Here is a 16,886-nt window from a genome sequence, read left to right as displayed (position 1 = left end):
CTGTCAGCAGTCAACCTGTTCCGACAGCGGAGGCCTCCATGCCCGATTCGTCCCGTCCCCTGCTGGTCAAGCGCGGGCAATGCCCGGCTTGCCGGCGCACGTCCACCCGGAGGCTGTACAACGAACCCCTGGACAGTCCGGGCATCAGCCGCTATCTCCAGGAGCACTACGGGCGCCGGGTCGAGCGCGACTTCAGCGGCTACGAGTACGAACTGGCCCAGTGCGGGCATTGCGGTCTGACCTTCCAGGCCCAGGTGCCGGCGCCCGCGCTGCTCGAGGAAATCTATGACCACTGGCTGCCGGCCACCGAGCGCGAAGCGGTGGCGGCGCGCTGGGGCCGGGACGACTACCGCTACCTGGCCGAGCAGGTGCAATTCATGCTCGACCATTTCCGCGTGCGCCCCGCCGGCATCAAGGCCCTCGATTTCGGCTTCGGCTGGGCCGAATGGGCGAAGATGGCCTGCGCCTACGGGGTCGACGTGTGCGGGGCCGAGCTGTCGCAGGTCCGGATCGAGTATGCCAGGTTGGTCGGCATCCCGGTGGTCGACGGCGCTGCGCTGCCGCAGGGAGAGTTTCACTTCATCAACACGGAGCAGGTCTTTGAACACCTGCTCGAGCCGGGCGACACGCTCGCGACGCTGGCCAGGGCCCTGCGCCCGGGCGGCCTGGTGAAGGTGAGCGTGCCGAATTGCGCAAAGTCGATCCGCAAGCTGCTCGGCGCCAGGAACTTCGGGGCCTTGAGCCCGGGCGAGATCATGCCCATCGCCCCATTCGAACACATCAATGCCTTCACCTGCGACTCGCTGAGCGCGTTGGGCTGTGAGGCCGGCCTGGTGCCGCTGCGCCCTTCGCTGCGCAAGCTGTACAACGCCAGCAGCGGCTGGATGGAAGCGAAGACGGCCCTCAAGACCCTGGCGCGCCCGGTGTATCGCCACCTGTACCCGAAGAGTACCTTCGTCTATTTTGCCCGACCGGCCTGAGCGCCAAGCTGAAGTCTCATCTGCGCCTCATGGCAGTGGCGCGCGATCAGGCGCGCGAACGGCGATTGCGCGCGCACGCGCTCGAGCCACCAGGCCAGGGCGGCGCCTTCCTCGCCGCTGCGCCAGGCCAGGTAGAAGGTCTCGTCCGGCTTGGGCTCGACCACTTCCATTTCCACCAGCAGCCCGGCCTCGATGGCGGGCCGGGCCCAGGGTTCGGGCAGGAAGCCGAAGCCGATGCCGCGCAGCTGGAAGGCGAATTTGGTTTCCATGTCCGGTACCGCCAGCGTGTCCTGGCCGAACAGCAGGCCGACCGTGCGCGGACCGAGCTGGCGCGCCGAATCGGACACCGCGACCGCGCGGTAGTCGAGCAGGTCGGCCTTCTGCAGCGGGCGGTCGATGGCTGCCAGCGGGTGTCCGGGCGCCACCGCGAACACGAAGCGGCTGCTGCCCAGGGGCTCGGCGGTGTAGCCGCCGCCCGAGGGACCTTCGCCGGCCGCGCCCACCAGCAGGTCGACCCGGCGGTCGAGCAGCGCGTCCCAAGTGCCGGACAGCACTTCGCTTACCAGGCGCAGCCGGGTCTGGTCGGCCACTTCGTAGAATGCTTCGATGTCGGGCTGCAGGCCGCTCGGGGCGAGCATCGAATCCATGCCGATCGCCAGCTCGGTCTCCCAGCCGGAAGCGACGCGCCGCACGCGCGACTCCAGGTCGCCCGCGGCGCGCAGCAGGTAGCGGCCTTCCTTGAGCAGTTCCCGCCCGGCGGCCGTCAGGGCGACCTTGGGGCCGAAGCGGTCGAACAGGCGCACGCCCAGGTCTTCCTCGAGCTTCGCCACCGTGTAGGAAATGGTGGAGGGAACGCGGAACAGTTCCTTTGCGGCGCCGGCGAAGGAGCCTTTGCGGGCGATGGTGTCGACGATGTCGAGCGCGTCCAGGCTGAGCTTGAGCAATTGCGGTCCTTTTATTTTGTTAATGCAATTGTAGCGTCCCTGGCCGCAGGCGAGCGCTAGGGTTCTTGACAACATGGTAGGGTGAAATCCAACCCCGTCACCGGCCATCTACCATGTTCGAGTTCATCACCAGCTTCCTGGGAAAGAGCGGCTACATCGGCGTATTCCTGCTGATGGCCCTCGAAAACATCTTTCCGCCCATTCCGTCCGAGCTGATCATGCCCTTTGCCGGCTTCGTCGTCGCACGGGGCGACCTGAACCTGGTGGGCGTGCTGATCGCCGGCACGGCGGGCTCGATCGCCGGGGCCTTGCCCTGGTACTGGGGCGCGCGCAAGTATGGTAAGGAACGCCTGAAGGCATTTGCCGACCGGCACGCGCGCTGGATGACGGTCGGCAGCCAGGACATCGACAAGGCGATTGCCGCCTTCGACCGCCACGGCCGCTCGGTGGTGCTGTTCGGGCGCCTGATCCCGGCGATCCGGACCCTGATCTCGGTGCCGGCCGGGCTGGCATGCATGTCCTGGGGGCAGTTTCTGCTGTACTCGACCATCGGTTCGCTGGCCTGGACCGGGATCCTCACCGGCGCGGGATTTGTGTTGGAAAGCAATTACGAACAGGTGGGCAAGTACGTCGATCCGGTATCGAAGGGTATCTTCGGCATTCTGCTGGCCTGGTACCTCTACCGGGTGATCACGCACAGGCCTGCCAAGGCCTGAGCGCCAGCCGGGACGGCTGTGGTGCGCATGCCGCACTGCAGCACGCAGGATTCGAGCGATTCGGCTACACTCGGCCTGTTCGCAAGCAGGTCCCGCTCATGAAGAACCGATTGTTGGAAGACTTCGGCGACAGCCAGTCGGCTGTGCCGCTACGCCCGGTGCGCCGCGCCCAGGCGGCCGCGCCGCCGGCGCCGCCGCCCCAGGCCGCGCCACCCCATGTCCCGGCGCCGGCCGGCGCAGCGGCGACGTCCGTTCGCCGGCGCGCCGGCGTCTGGCGCAGCCGTGCGCGAGCCGAAGCGCCGGCGCCGCTGCCGTCACTGGCGCCACCGCCGTCACCACCGCCCCAGGGAACGCCGGCGCAGCGCGTCGTGCCGCCCCGTGTCGAACCCAGCATGGCGCCATCGCCGGCACCGGAACCGCCGCGCGCGGCGCCCCGGGTTTCACCTGAGTTCGCCTCGTTCTCCAGCCGTGAGCCGGACTGGCCGATCCCGCTGCAGCCGGAACCGCCGCCCTGGACCGAGCGCTGGGGCCGCAAGGCCGTGGGCTGGACCGTCGGCCTGGCCGCGGTGGTGGCAGTGGCCGGTACGGCGGCGTGGATGGTGCAGGAAACCCGGGTGGAAACCACGCTGGCGGTGGTGGCCGATCACACGCCGCCCCGGATGGATGCGCCGGCGCCGGCGGTCCCGGCAGCCGTGCCCGTGCCGGAACCCGACAGCGAAGCCTTGCCGCCGCTGAAGCTGCTTTCTCCCGCCGCTGAGGCCACGCCGCCGATTGCTGCGGGCGCGGCCGTTGCCACGCTGAACGATGCGCCCGTGACAGCAGCGCCAGTCGGTACCGGGAACAAGGCGACAACGCCGGAACAAGCGGCACCGGCCGCTGCACCGTCGAAACCCGCCGCTCAGCAGCGTGCGGCAAAGCCCGCGGCCAAACGGGTGCAGGAACGCCGCGTGGCTACCAGCGCGCCCGCCAAGTCGACGCGTCCGGAAACGAAGAAGCCGCCGAGCAAGCCAGTGCGCGAGCCGGCCGTGGCCCGTGCCCCGGCGCCGCCCGCACGTAGCGTGTCGGCCGATCAGCCCGATCCGGAAAGCCCGCTGGCCGAAACCCTGCGAATGTGCCGCGCGGCCGGCTACCACGCCACCGCCTGTCTCAAGCGCGGCTGCGAGGCGACCCGCTTCGGGCTGGTCTGTCGCGGCTGAGCCGCGCCCGCCATCAGGCCGCGTCCGGCACCAGTTGCGCCGCCAGCACGTCGAGCGGCGCCAGCGCCGCCGCGTACTCGGTGTCCGCCACCGCACGCCGTAGCGCGGCCAGCGTCTCGGCCAACGGCGCTGTCCGGGCGCGCCCGGCCAGCAGCGATTCGAGTTCGGCCAGCGCATCCTCGGCGCGCGCATCGTCGGTGCGCAGGTAGCCTTCCAGGCGGCCGACCAGGGCGGCCAGGGCGCCTGGTACGCCTGATTCCGGCAACGCGGCCGCGGCCACCGGAGCCAGGCCGGCCAGCACCGTCTCGATGGCCGCCGCCAGTGCCGCCACCTGCGCCCCGAGGCGCTCTGGCTGGCTGCTGCGCAGGTCCTGTTCCAGGCGGTTGGCGATGTCCGCCAGGTCGACCGCGCCCATATAGGCCGCACCCGACTTCAGATTGTGGGCGAGCGACTGCAGGCGCCGGGAGTCGCCCCGCGCCAGCGATTCGCGCAGGATGGCGGGCGCGCTCGCGTACTCGCGCACGAAGCTGGCGGCGCGCTTGTGCAGGCGGGTGCGGCTGCCGGCGACGCTGTCCAGCGCGAGGCGCCAGTCGAGGCCGGGAAGCGCGGGAAGGGCCGGATCCGCCGGCGCGGCCCGGGGCGGCGGCATGGCGGCAGCCGGGGACGCAAGCGCGCGGCCCTTCGTGCGCGCCGGGTCGATCCACTTCAGCAGGGTGCAGAACAGCAGGTCCGGATCGATCGGCTTGGTGACGTGGTCGTCCATGCCGGCCTGGCGGCTCAGTGCGCGGTCGCTGGGCAGCGCGTGCGCGGTCATGGCGACGATGGGCAGCGCGCGCAGGCGCGCATGGCTGCGGATCTCGCGCGCGGCGCCCAGGCCGTCCAGTTCCGGCATCTGGATGTCCATCAGCACCAGGTCATAGTCGCCCGCCAGCACCATGCGCACCGCTTCGGCGCCGTCGAACGCGACGTCCACCTGCATGCGCGCGGCGGCCATGAAGTCGAGGGCGACTTCGCGGTTGTTGGCATTGTCTTCGGCCAGCAGGATGCGCGCGCCATCCAGGCGCGGCAGTTCGGCCCTGCCTGGGGCCCGTCCCTGGCGCGGCGCATGCGTGTGGGCATCGCCCGCGTCCAGGCCCAGCGGCACCGTGAAGCGGAAACAGCTGCCGGCCTGCGGCGTGCTGCTGACCGTGATCTCGCCGCCCATCAGCTCCACCAGCCGGCGCGAGATCGACAGACCCAGGCCGGTGCCGCCATACTTGCGGGTGGTCGAGTTGTCGGCCTGGCTGAAGGACTGGAACAGGCGCGTGGTCTGCTCGAGCGTCATGCCGATGCCGGTGTCGGTCACGGAAAATGCCAGGGTCACGCCTTGCGCGCCGCGGCTCTCCACCTCGACCGCCACCACGATCTTGCCCTGCTGGGTGAACTTGACCGCGTTGCCGGCCAGGTTGATCAGGATCTGGCCCAGGCGCAGCGGATCGCCCACCAGCTGCTGCGGCACGCCGGAGCCGACCCGGAACACCAGCTCGATGCCCTTGGCGTCCAGCTGCACCTCGATCAGGCTGGCCAGCTGGTCGAGCAGGTCGTCGAGCGCGAAGGGCAGCTTCTCGATCGCCAGCTTGCCGGCCTCGATGCGCGAGAAGTCGAGGATGCCGTTGATGACGCCCATCAGGTGCTCGCTCGCGCCCAGGATCTTGTCGAGGTAGTTGCGCAGGGCCGGGGAAGGATCGCGCGTCAGGGCGAGGCGGCTCATGCCGATGATGGCGTTCATCGGGGTCCGGATTTCGTGGCTCATGTTGGCCAGGAACTCCGACTTCATGCGGGTGCTTTCCTCGGCGCGCAGCATCGCGGTCTGCATGGCCTTGGTGCGCAGCCCGAGGATGCGCATGAAGACCAGCATGTCGAAGGTGCTGCCGAATACCAGGGCGTGCATGGTCCAGAAGTTGGCCGGCAGCTTGCCGTTGATGAGCTGGGCGGTGACGAAAGCGGCGGCGAAGGCGACACCCCAGCCGACCAGGAAATAGCCGCCCACCGGGTCGCCGGCACGGGCCCGGCGCAGGGCGCCGGGCAAGCCGCACAGCATCGGCAGGATGCCGAGGGTGCCGACGATCAGCACCAGGCGCCGATGGTCGATCAGGCCGAGCGCGAATCCCGCGGCCGTCACCAGGCACAGGCCGGCGAGCAGCTTCATCAGCCGGCTGAAGATGCGGTCCCGTCCCGGCCGCGCCAGCGACTGTTCGACGAACAGGTAGGCGCCGCAGGACGCGAGGATGGAGGCCAGGCCGGCGCCGTGCTCCAGCAACCAGGCATTCCCGGGCCACAGGTACTGGCCGGCGGTGCCGAACCAGCAGGCCGAATACACGGTCACGCCGCCCGCCTGCAGGGCGTATTTGCCGAACAGGGGCTCGCGCAGCGACAACCATTGGGCGATCGCATACAGGAACAGGGTGATGCGCAGGCCGTGCAGCAAGCCTTGCAGGATCTGCTCGCCGAGCGCGTCCGACAGCAGGGCGTGCGGCCGCAGGAAGCTGATCGGCAGGATCTTCGGCCCTTGCGAGGCGACCCGCAGCAGCACCGTGTACTCGCCTCCCTGTGCAAAGCGCAGCACCGCGCTCGGGGCCCGAGCCTTCAGGCTGTCGCCGGCCGGCACCTGCATCCGGCCCATGCTGGCGACACGGCGCAGTCCCCGCGGGCCGGCCAGGTGCACGTCGACCTCGTCCAGCAAGGCGAAGTCGATCTGCATGATCCAGCCCTCGGCGGCGTCCGGCGCGACCGAGACCGGGATCCGCACCCAGGTCGTGCCGGGCTGCATGCCGAGCGTGCCGTAGGCCGTGCCCGGCGCTGCGAACTCGCGCTCGCGCGCCAGCGCGCCGGCCGCGTCCAGGCTGCCATCGGGGTCGCGCAGGATGCTCAGGGCCGGCCAGGCATCGGCGCGCTCGAGGTCGCGGGTGAGCACGACCGTGGCGGCGTGCGCGGGAAGCGTTGCCAGCAGGGAAAGACAGAGCGCCAGCAGGGTGCAGAGTGTGCGGTATGCGTGTTGCATAAACGTAAAGAGACGAAGGGTGGGGCAGGTCGGTAGGGTGGTCTTACAGCGCGTGGGGCGGGTGCGCGTACTCCGCACTGTCGTACCGGCTCTCGCGCCAGGCGACGCGGTTGCGGCCGGCCTGCTTGGTCCGGTACAGCTCGGCGTCGGCCGCGTCGAACAGCCTAGAAGCGGTCTCGGTGCCGCCAGGCTCCAGGGTGGCGCCGCCGGCGCTGGCGGTCAGCACCGGCGCCACGCCGGAAGCCTCGTGGGCGATCGACAGGCCGGCCACGGCAAGCAGCAGCCGCGACACCAGCGCGCATGCCTCGGCCGCGCCGGTCTCGGGCAGCAGCAGCACCAGCTCCTCGCCGCCGTAGCGCGCCGCCAGGTCGCCCGGCCGGCGCATCGCGGCGGCAGCCAGGCGCGCCACCGCGCGCAGGGCGCGGTCGCCCGCCGGGTGCCCGTAGCGGTCGTTGTACTGCTTGAAGGCGTCGACGTCGAGCAGGGCCAGTGAAAGCGGGCGGCCCGACCTGCGTGCGCGCTGCCATTCCAGCGCGAAGACCTCGTCGAAGCGGCGCCGGTTGGCCAGTTCGGTCAGGCCGTCGATGTTCGCGAGCCGCTCCAGCATGCGGCGCTGGCGCACCACCTCCAGGTGCAGGGCCACGCGCGCCATCACCACGGTCTGGTTGAACGGCTTGGTGATGTAGTCCGAGGCGCCCATCTTCAGGCCATTGGCTTCGTCTTCCGGCCGGTCCAGGCCGGAGATAAAGATCACGGCGATGTGCTCGGTGAGCGGGTCGGCGCGCAGCCGGCGCAGCACCTCGTAGCCGTCCATGTCCGGCATCAGGACGTCGAGCAGGATCAGGTCGGGCAGGTGGCGCATGGCCCGCTCCAGGGTCTGGGCGCCGTTTTTCGCGAGCAGCACGGTGTACTCGGGCTTGAGGAGTTCGCCCAGCACGTCGCGGTTGATCGCGTCGTCGTCGGCGACCAGCACCTTCTGCATCTCCACACCGTTCATGCCGCGTCCTCCATGTTCAGCGCGAGGCCGGCGACCAGTTGCGCCAGCGGCGCCAGGGCGGCCTCGTATTCCAGGTCTTGCACCGCGCGCCGCAGCGTGGCCAGGATGGCGTCGTGGCCGCGGCCCGCGAGCAGTGCCTCGAATTCGCCCAGCGCGTCCTCGGCGCGGGCGTCGTCGGCCTCGAGCAGCAGCCGCAGGCGCAGCGCCAAAGCGCCCAGCGCCGGTCCGCCCGGTTCGGCTGGGATGCCCGGGCTCGGCTGCGCCGCATCGGCCAACTCGGCCAGGGCCGCCAGCACGGTCTGGGCCGCGCCGACCAGGCCCGGCACCTGGGCCGCGAGCTGCTCGGCCTGGCCGCCGCGCAGGTCCTGCTCGAGGCGGTGGGCGGCGGATGCCAGCTCGAAGGCGCCGACATAGGCGGCGCTCGACTTCAGGTTGTGCGCGAGCGACTCCAGGGCCTGGTGGTCGCCGGCGCCGAGCGCTTCACGCAGCATGCGCGGGGCCTCGGCATATTCGCGCACGAAGCTGGCGGCACGTTTTACCAGGCGGCCGCGCTGGCCGTCGACCTTGTCGAGCGCCTGGCGCCAGTCCAGGCCGGGGACGGCGGGCAGCGCCGCCGCGCCCTCGAACGCTTCGTTCCCGGCCTGCGCGGCTGCCCGGTCCGGCAGGGGGCGGCCGGCCAGGCGCGCCGGATCGATCCACTTGAGCAGGGTGCAGAACAGCAGGTCGGGATCGATCGGTTTGGTGACGTGGTCGTTCATCCCGGCTGCCAGGCTCCTGGCGCGATCGCCCGGCAGGGCGTGCGCAGTCATCGCCACGATCGGCAGCGCGCGCATGCGCGGGTCCTTGCGGATCTCGCGGGTCGCATCCAGGCCGTCGAGTCCGGGCATCTGGATGTCCATCAGCACCAGGTCATAGTCGCCCGCCAGGGCCATGCGCACCGCGTCCGCGCCGTTGAAGGCGACGTCCACCCGCATGCGCGCCGCGGCCATGAAATCCAGGGCCACCTCGCGGTTGTCGGCATTGTCCTCCGCCAGCAGGATGCGGGCCCCGTCCAGGCGCGGGATCTCGGCCAGCGCGGCAATGCCTGCGGCGGCCATGGCGTCCGCGTCCGCCGCGGCCAGCTGCGGGCGCAGCGCCTGCAGCATGCTGTGGTACAGCAGGGCCGGGCCGGCCGGCTTGTGCAGGAAGGCATCGACCGGCAGCTCGCCTTCCTGCCCCAGCACGGTGTCGCGCGTGCACACCGAGACCATCAGGATGGCCGGCGGCACATGACGGCCGCCATCGCGCACGCCCTGGCGCATGCGGCGAATCGTCGCGACCCCGTCCAGGCCCGGCATCAGGTAGTCGATCAGGACTATGTCATACGGCTGGCCAAGCTGCGCGGCGCGCGCCAGCGCCGCCAGGCAGGCTTCCCCGGAGGCCACGGTGTCGACGCGCACGCCGAGGCTGTCGAGCATGTCGGCCAGCGCGGCGCGCGCGGTGGCGCTGTCGTCCGCCACCAGGGCGCGCACGTTCTGCAAGCCGCCGCGGCGCAGGGCGGCGGCCGCGCTGTCGTGCACCCCCAGCGGCACCGTGAAGGCGAAGCGGCTGCCGGCGCCCGGCGTGCTGGCGGCGTCGATGCGGCCGCCCATCAGCTCGACCAGCTGGCGCGAGATCGACAGGCCCAGGCCGCTGCCGCCGTACTTGCGGGTGGTCGAGCTGTCGGCCTGGGTGAAGGACTGGAACAGGCGCCCCACCTGGTCCGGGCTCATGCCGATGCCGGTGTCGGTGACCGAGAATTCAAGGGTCACGCCGGTGTCGTGGCGCTCCAGCAGCGCGACCGCCACGACGATCTCGCCGCGCTCGGTGAACTTGACGGCGTTGCCGGCCAGGTTGACCAGCACCTGGCGCAGGCGCAGCGGGTCGCCGACCAGCTGCTCCGGCACCCCGGCGCCGATCCGGAAGACCAGTTCCACGCCCTTGGCGTCGCTCTTGACGCTGATGACGCTCGCCAGGTGCTCGAGCATCTCGTTCAGGTCGAAGGGCAGCTTCTCGATCGACAGCTTGCCGGCTTCCATCCTGGCGTGGTCGAGGATGTCGTTGGTCACGCCCAGCAGGTGTTCGCCGGCGCCCAGGATCTTGCTCAGGTAATTGCGCAGCCTGGGCGGCGTCTCGCCCATCAGGGCCAGGCGGCTCATGCCGATGATGGCGTTCATCGGGGTCCGGATCTCGTGGCTCATGTTGGCCAGGAACGCCGATTTCATGCGCGCTTCCGCTTCGGCGCGCTGCAATGCCTGCCGGGTCGCCTGGCTGCGCAGGCTGATCATGCGCATGAACATCAGCATGTCGATGGTGACGCCCAGTTGCAGCGAGTGCATGGTCCAGAAGTTCGCCGGCACGACACCGGCGCTCAAGAGGGCCTGCACCACGGCGCCGCCGGCGCTGAAGAACCAGCTGAACAGGAAATAGAAGCCGATCCGGTCGCCATTTCGCATGCGGCGCCAGGCGCCGGGCAGGCCGAGGAACATCGGGGCGGCGCCGACCGTCATGGTGAACACGATCAGGATGCGGTGGTCGAGCAGGCCCAGGCACCACAGCAGGCCGGCCAGGATGCACAAGGCGGCGCCGCCCTTCATCATGCGGCTGAAGCGGCGGTCCATCCCGGGGCGCGCCAGGATCTGCTCGACGAACAGGTAGGCGCCGGCGGAGGCGATCTGCGAGGACAGTCCCATCACGTGCTTGCTGAACCATTCGTGGCCGCGCCACAGGAACTGCTCGCCGAGGCCGAACCAGACCAGGCCATACAGGGTGAGGCCACCCACGTACATGGCGTACTTGCCGTACAGCAGCTCGCGCAAGGCGACGCACTGGCCCAGGCTGTAGGCGACCAGGCACAGGGCGATGCCGAGCAGCAGGCCCTGCAGCATCTGCTCGCCCAGCGCGGCGCGCTGGTAGGCGTCGGGCTGCATGATGCTGATCGGGGCAATGCGCGGCCCCCTGGCGAACACCCGCACCAGCAGCGTGTAGTCGGCCCCTGGCTCGAGCCTGAGCGCCACGGCCGGCACCCGTCCCTTGAGCGCGCCGTCCTCAAGCAGGCGGCGTCCGCTGCTGGCAAGTTTACGCAGGCGGCCGCCGTGTTCCAGGTAGAACTCGACCTGGTCGAGGATGCCGAAGTCGATCTGCACCACCCAGTCGTGCGGCGCATCCGGTGCGACGCGCAAGGGGATGCGCACCCAGTGCGGCTCCTGGATCAGCTTCAGGACGCCGTGCGCGGTGTCGGGCGGCGCATAGCCGCCAGCGCGGGCCAGCGCGGCCGCGGCGTCGAGCCTGCCACCTTCGTCGACCAGCACCGTGACGGCGGGCCAGGCATCGATGCTGCGCGTCTGCGGCCCGAGCACGAGCGGCCCGGCAGCCGCCGCCCGGACGCCCTGGGAAGCCAGCACCAGCGCCAGGGCCAGCAGGGCCGTTACGACAAGGAGCATGACGCGGCGCCAGGCCGCGGGCGCGGCGCGCAGCGGTTCGGCCGCTTCGCTCATGGCGGCCCGCAGCGTCGGGGGCAGCGGGTGCGCAGCATCGCGTGTCATTCAGGCTCCAGCAAATGGTTCACGAAAAAGAAAGTCCGGACGCGTGTGGGCCTTTCCTCAGAAACGCAGGTCGAGGCGCAGATCGGCGGTGCGCGGCGCGGTCGGCGTGGTCATGCCGAAGCTGTCGATGACGGACGGCCGCACCTTGTTCTCGATGTTGCGCACGCGCGCCAGCACGCTCCAGCTGCCTTTCGCAGGCGCCCACGCGAGCGTGGCGTCGGTGCTCGTATGCGAAGGCACGCGGTAGCTCAAGAGCTGGCTCGGGACCGCCAGCACGTAGGCGCCGCTGGCGCGGGCGAACAGGCCGCCGGTGAGCTGGCCGCCGGCCAGCGGGACGCGCTGCTGGTAGCCGAGCGTAAACACCTGGCTCGGCGCCCGGTCCAGCTTGCGTCCGGCCCAGGATACGGTCGGCGTTGCCATGTAGGTCACGTAGCGGGCGTCGAGCAGGGTCAGGCCGTAGTTGAGGCGGCCGCCGCTGCCGACCCGCCATTCGCCATCGAGTTCGACGCCGCGGCTGCGCGCCGCGCCCGCATTGCGCGTCAGAAGGCGCGGGGCGCCGGCGACGATCGCATTGCCGGTCAGCTGCAGATTGGTGTAGTCGTAGTGGAAGACGGCGGCATTCACGCTCAAGCGGCCCTGCATGAGGCGCGACTTCAGGCCGGCTTCCCAGGCACGCAGTTCTTCCGGCTGGTAGTACAGGAACTCGGGCGTGACCGCGGCGGCTGCGGGGCAGGGGATGCCGAGGGCGGAGGTGCCGGCCACGCAGCCGTCGTTGAAGGCGCCGGCCTTGTAGCCGGTCGCCAGGCTCAGGTAGGCCAGGCTGGCAGGCGCCAGGTCGAACTGCGCGCCCAGGCGCCAGGTCGTGCGCGAGGTCGACAGGTCGGCCGCGTTCAGCAGGCGGCGGTCGGTGGCCGGATTGAAGCTGGGGGCCTGCTGGAAATCGGTCGAGCCCACGCGCCACTTGTGGTCGAGGGTGCGGCGCGCCCCGGCGGTCAGCTGCAGGCGCCCGGCCGCGCGCCAGGTGAGCTGGCCGAAGACGGCGCGGCTGGCGGCCTCGGTCACCAGCGGGAAGGCGTAATACGGCGGCAGGCCGACCGGGCGCAGGCCCTGGAAGGCGTAGCGGGTATCGGATTGCTCGCTGAAGTAATACAGGCCGGCCTGGGCGCTGAGCGGCCCGCCGCCCCCGGTGGCCAGGCGCAGTTCGTGCGAGTCCTGGATGTTGGCGCCATCGTAGCTGTTGATCACGCCAAGCGCGATCGCCGGCGAGATCCGGTAATAGTAGTTGTTCACCATCTGCTGGTCGAGTTCGCGGTGCGAGCCGAGGTAGTAGAGGGTGGCCGGGCCCAGGTTCCAGCTCAGGTCCGCCGACAGGCCGCGCGCGCGGCGGTCCTGCATGCCCTGCACCGGAGCGATGTTCACCGGACGGAAGCCCATGGTCAGGCGTTCGTCGGTCGAGGTGTCGCGCCATGTCGGCGCGCCGGCGGCGACGCCGCTGTAGAAATTGGTGTCCGGGACGAAGCGGTCATTGTTGTTGGTCGCTTCGCTATGGTCGTAGCGCAGCAGCAGCGCGGCATCGCGGCCGATCGCCAGCCTGGCGCTCAGGCGCGCATCGCGGTCGTCGCGGTCCATGCCGGGCTTGAAGCGCGTGCCCTGGCCGTTGCGCAGGAACGGGTCCTGCTTGCGGGTGCTGACGGCGGCGCGCAGCGCCAGGGCATGGTTCACCGGAACGTTGACCACGCCTTCGAGCTTGCGGTTGCCGTAGGTGCCGGCTTCGACAGCGACGCGGCCTTCCAGCTGCGCCGTCGGCGCATGCGAGATCACGTTGACCAGGCCGGCGGTGGTGTTGCGGCCGTACAGGGTGCCCTGCGGTCCGCGCAGCACTTCGATGCGCTCGACGTCGAGGAAGTTGGCGGCCTGGCCGGCAGGGCGCGCGATATACACGCCGTCCTGCATGAAGGCGGCCGAAGGGTCGCCCTTGTCGGTGGTGTCGTTGTTGCTGATGCCGCGGATGGTCACGCGCAGGCCCGAGAAAGCCTGGTCGAGGTGCACGTTCGGCAGGCGCGCGCCCAACGCTGCCGGGTTGTCGGCGCCGAGCTCGCGCAGCTGCTCGCCGGACAGCACGCTGATGGCCACCGGCGTGCGCGAGGCGGCGGAAGCGGTACGCTGGGCCGTGACCACGACTTCCGGCACGGCGTTGTTGTGTGCCTGGACGGCCGGGGCTTCCTGCGCCTGGACGGCATGGGCACAGCCCAGGCTCCAGGCGATGCCCGATACTGCAACGGCCAGCAGCTTCTGCGCTGGACAGACCTGCTTCACTTTCATGAAATACTTCCCCTGGTTTCCTTATTGGCGGATTATCCCGCCGCGCAGCCCTATTGTTATATTCTGGCAACTTAGTTGCGCTATGGGATGCGGCTCGGGAAGTCTAGCAGGTAGTGATCACGGGCAATAGTCCTACAAAACGTAATTGAACGAAAATATCAGGCTGTTACAACGCTTGGCGTTCATCTATGGCACATTCGGCAATGTCCTGCCGGACGCCGTGTCCACACGTGCGCCGCTGGGCACTTGTTTTGGCTTAATTTTCAGCCAACAACATACTCGCCGGCGCTCGGCGCATACCAAGGAGACCGTATGACACGATCCTTTCCAGGCTGGGCAGGGATGCTGCTGCTCGCCGCGACCCAGCTGGCCGCGCCGCCGTCGGCACGGGCGCTGGCCCCGGCGGCGGCTGGAGCCGCCACCTATACCAATCCCTTGCCGCTGCGCCTGGCCGACGGCAGCCTGGCCGAAAGCTGCGCCGACCCGTCCCTGCTGCGCGACCGCACCTCGACCCCGACGGTCTGGTACATGTACTGCACCATGGACCCGGTCAGCCACAAGGAGCGCGACGGCAAGGGCTGGAAGTTCCGGATGATGCCGGTCTACCGGTCGGTGGACCTGGTCAACTGGTATTTCGTGCGCGATTCCTTCGACCAGCGCCCGGCTGGTCTGGCCGGTCCGACCTCGGGATTGTGGGCGCCCGAGCCGGTCTACCAGAACGGCAGCTATTACCTGTACTTTACGGTCACCGACGTGGCCGACCGCCACAGCCCGGAACCAGGCTGCGCGTCGGACAGCGGGATCGCGGTGGCCACCAGCGCCTCGCCCGCCGGGCCCTGGCGCCCGGCCGAGCAGCTGGTGGTGCCGCCGCGCCGTGCCGGCGCGGGCTGCAACTTCCACTGGACCTTCGACCCCGACGTGGTCGAGGACGAACAGGGCGACCGTTTCCTGTACTACGGCAGCTATGGCGGCGGCCTGTTCGTGCAGCGCCTGTCGAAGGACGGCCTGCGGGTCGAGGGCGACCCGGTGCGGATCGGCGCGGCCAACCGCTACGAGGGCGCGGAGGTGGTCAAGGCCGGCAAGTACTGGTACCTGTTCGCTTCGAGCACCGACTGCTGCCGCGGGCCGCTGACCGGCTACGCCCTGTTCGTCGGACGCGCCACCAGTCCCGAAGGGCCTTTCCTCGACCGTGAAGGCAATGACATGGCGGCGGCGCGCGTGGGCGGCACGCCGGTGCTGGCGCAGAACGGCAACCGCTGGGTGGGCGCCGGCCACAATACCGTGTTCCAGGACGCCGCCGGCCAATGGTGGACCTTCTACCATGCGGTCGACCGGCACCAGGGCTATTTCAGCGTCGAGGACAAGCTGACCCGCCGTCCGCTGCTGCTCGACCGCATCGACTGGGTGGACGGCTGGCCGGTGATCAACCGCGGCCAGGGCCCGTCGGACACCCCGCAGCGCGCGCCGAGCATCGTCGCGGCCCCGGCCCCGGCGCCGGCGCCGTCGCCAGCGAAGGCGTCGACCGTGGCCGCGACGCCACTCTGGAGCGAGCGCTTCGCGCAGCCGCACCTCGATGCGCGCTGGCGCTGGATCCGGCCACAGGCCGCCGGCAGCTGGTCCACCGGGCATCCGGGCCTGCGCATGGCCACCCGGCAGACCGACCTGCATGAAGACACCAACAACGCGGCGCTGCTGAGCACAGCCTTGCCCGAGGGCGACCTGCGGATCCTGGCGCGCATCCGGCTCGATGCGCCCCTCGACTGCTGCGCCAAACCGGTGCAGGGCGGGCTGGTCGTGATGCGCGACGACGATAACTACGTGAAGCTGGTGGAACTGGCCCACGACGGCCTGCGCCAGGTGGAATTCGGCAAGGAACTGGCGCCGGTGGCGCGCGGCTATCCGCGCTACGGCAACACGGTGGTGGGCACGCCGGGCGAATGGACCTGGCTGCGCATCGACATCCGGCGTGAAGGGAAGGAAGAACGCTATACCGCCTGGTCGATGGGGCAGGGCGGAGGCTGGGTGGGAGGCAGCACCTGGACCCACCGCCTGGGCGGCAAGGCGCGCCTAGGACTGGTGGCGATGGGCGGCGCCGGCCATGCCGTCACCTTCGCCGAAGTCCGGGTCGAGCGCCTCCCGCCCTGAGGCATCGCGCCCGGCCGAATGGGCGTGCACCGACCAGGTCACGCCCGCCACCAGCAGCACGATCGCCGCCAGCTCCAGGGGGCGCGGGCCCTGGGCGCGGTACAGGAAGCCGTAGAGCAGGGCGAACAGGGTCTCGAACAGGATCAGCTGGCCGGACAGGGTAACCGGGGCCCGGCGGCTCGCCACGTTCCACAGCTGGTTGCCGATCACCGACGCGCCCAGCGCCAGCAGGGCATTGCAGGTCCAGAACAAAGACCAGTCGCGTGCGGGCGTGGCCGGAACCGGGTCGGACAACAGCCAGCTCGCGATGCCGATGAGGAGGGCGATCGCACCGGTGGACAGGCCGTACAGCGCCGACCACTGGGCGCTGGAGAAGTGCGGATTGCGCTTCAGGTAGCGCGCGTTGTCGAGGGCGTACCAGCTCCAGCACAGCAGGGCGCCGGCGGCGCAGGCCACGCCCAGCGCGATCTCCCCGCTAGAAGCCGCCGGGCCGGCATGCAGGAAGCTGTCGACGTTGATGCAGGCGATGCCCGCGGCTACCAGGAGCAGCGGCAGCGCCAGGCGCCGCAGCGGCAGCGCGCCGTGGTCCTTGCGGCCCATGAGGGTGACCACCACCGGCACCATCCCGATGATCAGGGAGGTCGGGGCCAGGCCGGCGTACTTCACGCCGGCCGCGAGCAGCATGTAGTAGACGATGTTGCCGGCCAGCGCATGCCGTACCAGCGCGGCGTAGTCGCCGGGAACCAGGGTGCCGAAGAGGGACTTCAGGCGCGGCAGCAGCAGGGCGAAGGCCATCGCGCCGTAGGCGAGGTAGCGCCCGACCGCCAGCTCCAGCGGCGAGAAGGCGCCCAGCATCTCCGGCACGATGAATACCAGGCCCCACATCGCCCCGGCCAGCAGGCCGCACAACACCCCGATCCACATATCCGATCCACAAGCAAAGGAGCGATTCTACACCCTGGGCTCTGATGCCTACAGGACAG

Annotated in this window: 10 protein-coding genes; 4 read left to right on the top strand and 6 right to left on the bottom strand. The window is 70.2% G+C overall.

The genetic code is table 11. The features are described from left to right. Positions 1-38 precede the first annotated feature (38 nt). Positions 39-980 carry a class I SAM-dependent methyltransferase gene (locus MasN3_RS14565; protein ID WP_281908045.1) on the top strand — a complete coding sequence of 314 codons (942 nt, stop codon included), beginning with the start codon at positions 39-41 and terminating at the stop codon, positions 978-980. On the opposite strand, the gene MasN3_RS14560 is transcribed toward MasN3_RS14565, so the two are convergent. Next, positions 959-1,924 carry a LysR substrate-binding domain-containing protein gene (locus tag MasN3_RS14560; RefSeq protein ID WP_281908044.1) on the bottom strand — a complete coding sequence of 322 codons (966 nt, stop codon included), beginning with the start codon at positions 1,922-1,924 and terminating at the stop codon, positions 959-961. The two genes, MasN3_RS14565 and MasN3_RS14560, sit on opposite strands and share 22 nt — an antisense overlap. A 113-nt stretch (positions 1,925-2,037) precedes the next feature. Here MasN3_RS14560 and MasN3_RS14555 point away from each other — a divergent pair, with 113 nt between their 5' ends. Continuing rightward, positions 2,038-2,640, top strand: a complete 603-nt coding sequence (locus MasN3_RS14555) for a DedA family protein (RefSeq protein WP_281908042.1) — start codon at positions 2,038-2,040, stop codon at positions 2,638-2,640. Between the two features lie 392 nt (positions 2,641-3,032). Further along, entirely contained in the window at positions 3,033-3,836 is an 804-nt protein-coding gene (locus MasN3_RS14550; protein ID WP_281908041.1) for a hypothetical protein, read from the top strand. A 13-nt stretch (positions 3,837-3,849) separates the two neighbouring features. Here the strand turns inward: MasN3_RS14550 and MasN3_RS14545 are convergent, their stop codons facing one another. Genes MasN3_RS14545 through MasN3_RS14530 form a run of 4 tightly spaced genes read right to left on the bottom strand, consistent with a single transcriptional unit; the run spans position 3,850 to position 13,758 of the window. Further along, positions 3,850-6,876: a hybrid sensor histidine kinase/response regulator gene (locus MasN3_RS14545; protein ID WP_281908040.1), complete on the bottom strand. Its 3,027-nt coding sequence runs from the start codon at positions 6,874-6,876 to the stop codon at positions 3,850-3,852. Positions 6,877-6,919: 43 nt separating this feature from the next. Next, the gene (locus MasN3_RS14540; protein ID WP_281908039.1) at positions 6,920-7,873 is read right to left on the bottom strand and encodes a diguanylate cyclase domain-containing protein; all 954 of its coding nucleotides are present in this window, start codon (positions 7,871-7,873) and stop codon (positions 6,920-6,922) included. After that, positions 7,870-11,436, bottom strand: coding sequence for a hybrid sensor histidine kinase/response regulator (locus MasN3_RS14535; RefSeq protein ID WP_281908038.1), 3,567 nt, complete (start codon positions 11,434-11,436; stop codon positions 7,870-7,872). The genes MasN3_RS14540 and MasN3_RS14535 overlap by 4 nt, the downstream gene beginning before the upstream one ends. A gap of 57 nt (positions 11,437-11,493) precedes the next feature. Continuing rightward, complete coding sequence (locus MasN3_RS14530; RefSeq protein ID WP_281908037.1) at positions 11,494-13,758, bottom strand: TonB-dependent receptor; 2,265 nt, start codon at positions 13,756-13,758, stop codon at positions 11,494-11,496. Positions 13,759-14,070: 312 nt separating this feature from the next. Here MasN3_RS14530 and MasN3_RS14525 point away from each other — a divergent pair, with 312 nt between their 5' ends. After that, positions 14,071-15,903 (top strand): family 43 glycosylhydrolase, encoded by a 1,833-nt coding sequence (locus MasN3_RS14525; RefSeq protein WP_281908035.1) that lies wholly within the window; start codon positions 14,071-14,073, stop codon positions 15,901-15,903. On the opposite strand, the gene MasN3_RS14520 is transcribed toward MasN3_RS14525, so the two are convergent. Next, positions 15,826-16,827: a DMT family transporter gene (locus MasN3_RS14520; protein ID WP_281908034.1), complete on the bottom strand. Its 1,002-nt coding sequence runs from the start codon at positions 16,825-16,827 to the stop codon at positions 15,826-15,828. The genes MasN3_RS14525 and MasN3_RS14520 overlap by 78 nt on opposite strands. Between the last annotated feature and the right edge of the window lie 59 nt (positions 16,828-16,886).

Origin of the sequence: Massilia varians (assembly GCF_027923905.1) — a bacterium.
GTDB classification, from domain to species: Bacteria; Pseudomonadota; Gammaproteobacteria; order Burkholderiales; family Burkholderiaceae_D; genus Telluria; species Telluria varians_B.
This window is presented reverse-complemented; position numbering and strand designations above follow the sequence as displayed.

Bases quoted from the DNA above. Each gene is read 5' to 3' on its own strand.
- MasN3_RS14565 (WP_281908045.1), top strand. From the start codon at position 39: ATGCCCGATTCGTCCCGTCCCCTGCTGGTCAAGCGCGGGCAATGCCCG.
- MasN3_RS14555 (WP_281908042.1), top strand. From the start codon at position 2,038: ATGTTCGAGTTCATCACCAGCTTCCTGGGAAAGAGCGGCTACATCGGC.
- MasN3_RS14550 (WP_281908041.1), top strand. From the start codon at position 3,033: ATGGCGCCATCGCCGGCACCGGAACCGCCGCGCGCGGCGCCCCGGGTT.
- MasN3_RS14545 (WP_281908040.1), bottom strand. From the start codon at position 6,876: ATGCAACACGCATACCGCACACTCTGCACCCTGCTGGCGCTCTGTCTT.
- MasN3_RS14540 (WP_281908039.1), bottom strand. From the start codon at position 7,873: ATGAACGGTGTGGAGATGCAGAAGGTGCTGGTCGCCGACGACGACGCG.
- MasN3_RS14535 (WP_281908038.1), bottom strand. From the start codon at position 11,436: ATGACACGCGATGCTGCGCACCCGCTGCCCCCGACGCTGCGGGCCGCC.
- MasN3_RS14530 (WP_281908037.1), bottom strand. From the start codon at position 13,758: ATGAAAGTGAAGCAGGTCTGTCCAGCGCAGAAGCTGCTGGCCGTTGCA.
- MasN3_RS14525 (WP_281908035.1), top strand. From the start codon at position 14,071: ATGACACGATCCTTTCCAGGCTGGGCAGGGATGCTGCTGCTCGCCGCG.
- MasN3_RS14520 (WP_281908034.1), bottom strand. From the start codon at position 16,827: ATGTGGATCGGGGTGTTGTGCGGCCTGCTGGCCGGGGCGATGTGGGGC.